Source organism: Kocuria sp. APC 4018 (assembly GCF_030407675.1).
Taxonomy (GTDB): domain Bacteria; phylum Actinomycetota; class Actinomycetes; order Actinomycetales; family Micrococcaceae; genus Kocuria; species Kocuria rhizophila.
On the sequence record NZ_JASDCY010000110.1, the window covers coordinates 1 to 2,386 of the forward strand.

The following is a 2,386-nucleotide window of genomic DNA, read 5'->3' on the forward strand; positions in this document are numbered from 1 at the left end:
CGTGCGGGCGTTTGGAAGGAGGCGCCTGGACGCCGCCATGGGGCACAAGTCATAACGGGCCGTCGCATTTTTATGAGTAACTCAGTTGCTCATAATTTTTCGGAAGCCTGCTGATCAACTGAGTGGACAGATCAGGAGCACCACTGGTTGAAAGCAGGACAGACAGCTCGGAGTGGAGTCTGCCGGCTCGTGGTGTTCATCACTAGGGTGGTTCCATGCACACGAATGGAGCGGTCGTTGAGCACGCGGGCATCTGGCTTGAGAATGCCCTGCATTCCGACGAGGGGAACGTGCTGCTGACCAGCCCGTACCTGTCCTACGCGGAGTGCGCGCGGTTGGTGCGCGCAGCGAGGGGATCCGATCGGGAGATCATCCTCTGCACCGTCCTGGACCCTTTCGCGGCGGCCCAGGGGTACCTCTCGGTGGAGGGCTTGAGAAGGCTTGCCGCCGCTGGGGTGGAGCTGCGCCACGTGAAGCGGTTGCACGCCAAGTGCTTCCTGGTGGGGGAGCAGGGACTCGTGGGGTCCGGAAATCTCACTGGCGCTGGCCTGGGATACGCCGCCGAGCCGAATCGCGAAATCGGTGTGGAGGTGGCACCCGATCAGGTGGCAGCTCTGCGAGCCACCATCGAAGGCTGGCCCGCCCACGTGGTTTCCGACGCAGACCTGGATGATTTGGAGCAGAGGGCGCGGAGCGTCGCTCCCATGCCGGGGCGGGTGCCGGACCCAGCCGACCCCACTGAATTGCGCCGCGCGGCCGAGCAGGTGCTCTTGGATGCGCAGAGCGGGGAACGAGAGCTGTGGATCAAGGTCGAGTACGGGGAGCCAAAGCCGGAGGCATGGTTGGCTCCGTACTTCTTTGCGAGCCCCAAAAGCGGTCGCCCGGGGTTCAGAGCTGGCGATCTGGTGTTGATATGCGCGGGAGATACCAACAACTGCTACGCCATTGTGGAGGTAACAGGCGAGGCGGAGTGGAAGACGGAAATTCCCCTGTTCCGAGGTCAGGTGCGAAATGACGACGCCATCGAACGCTGGCCCTGGATCAACAGAACCCGCCCTCGCCTGGTGCCGCTGCACAATGTGGACTACAGGAAAGCTGACCTGGGCCTTCGCGCCCCGGTGCGGCGGGGCCACATGCGGCTACGTCTGGACCAGTTCACAGCGGCGGTTCGGGCGCTGGGGGAGGACGGGTTCTCACCGCGGCCGTGATGCGCCCGTGCTGACGCGCGGCGACCGAGAGGCCCTGGTTTCCACTGGGGAGCGCCAAGCCTATAGAGTCCCCTGCCAGTTCTCCGGTAGACCCATGGCGCGGGGGTGAACCAGCTCATTGGACATGAACTGGCTTGCCATGTGGTCCGCTACCTTGGCTGGCCAGCTTGTTCCAGGGGACACGACGCGGAGCAGGTGGGCCATCACTGTAAGAGCGCCGAAAATCCGTTCACTTTGACCCACAGGAAGCACGTGGAAACAACCTTGGGTGCGAAGTCCCGTGGTGGGCGCGGGTACGAAAGATCTGTTCCACAGGCGCCCGTGGTGTGCAGTGATGTTGCGAACCACTGTCATCTGGTGCATCCATGGCGCTAGCGGGGACTGCCGTGTGGCCTTGCGGCGCTGTTCACGGGACAGGTTTTCCGGGTGGATGACGATGCCGAGGCTCTCGGCGATGGTTCTTTGACCCGTAGCGGGCAAACCGTTGAAAAGGTGAGAAATGTCCGAGAAATCGAGCACCTCTGCCAGGACCCAGAAGGGGTAGTTGCCGTCGTAGGTGGACCGATAGTGCTTGATGGAATCGCTAGTTCGCGCGGACCTGTTCACGCGCTTCTGTGTGGTCGCGAGCCACTGCGCGTGGTCGAACTCGGAGCGAAACCTTGTCGGATCCTTGTAAGAAACGGGGCTCTCGCTGCACAACAGTTCCCCGAGGCGAGTACGCATTGCGATCTCGATGCGTTCCATGCCGTCGTGAACGAGCGTACGGAGCTTCCGATCTGCCTCGTACAGTGCGATGGCATCGCTGAAGGCGGTGCCAGCCTTGAACTCATCGAGCACCGTGTCGGTGTCGTCGACGCGCCGGGCGGGGTACCAATAGCCAGAGAGACGGTAGTAGCTGACGTTCGACAGCCACTGGTAGGCCAGCGTTTCGTCGACATCCATGCCTCGATGTCGCAAGCGCTCAATATGGGCGGCGACCGTGGTGGCTGGCTTCAGTGACTTGGTCAAGCTTCAGCCCCATCTGCCCGTCAGGGCTGAGAAATAGATCCAGCCCACTCCCGGACGAATCCGAGGCGGGCTGAACTGTTGGTACGAGTATAGCACTCGCGTCACTGCCAGCAGCCATGATGCCGGCGGTCTGGCGTTCTGCCCGCAGGAGCTCCCCACCCGAGAAACTA

The 2,386-nt window shown here is 62.4% G+C and carries 2 protein-coding genes; one reads left to right on the forward strand and one right to left on the reverse strand.

What is annotated here, in order from left to right; genetic code table 11:
• Window positions 1-215: 215 nt before the first annotated feature.
• Window positions 216-1,208 (forward strand): hypothetical protein, encoded by a 993-nt coding sequence (locus QL985_RS11990; protein WP_259905518.1) that lies wholly within the window; start codon window positions 216-218, stop codon window positions 1,206-1,208.
• A gap of 60 nt (window positions 1,209-1,268) precedes the next feature.
• Here QL985_RS11990 and QL985_RS11995 read toward each other — a convergent pair whose 3' ends face one another.
• Window positions 1,269-2,216, reverse strand: coding sequence for an Abi family protein (locus tag QL985_RS11995; RefSeq protein WP_259905519.1), 948 nt, complete (start codon window positions 2,214-2,216; stop codon window positions 1,269-1,271).
• Between the last annotated feature and the right edge of the window lie 170 nt (window positions 2,217-2,386).

Excerpts from the sequence above, each read along its gene's own strand:
- QL985_RS11990 (WP_259905518.1), top strand. The coding sequence starts at position 216 with ATGCACACGAATGGAGCGGTCGTTGAGCACGCGGGCATCTGGCTTGAG.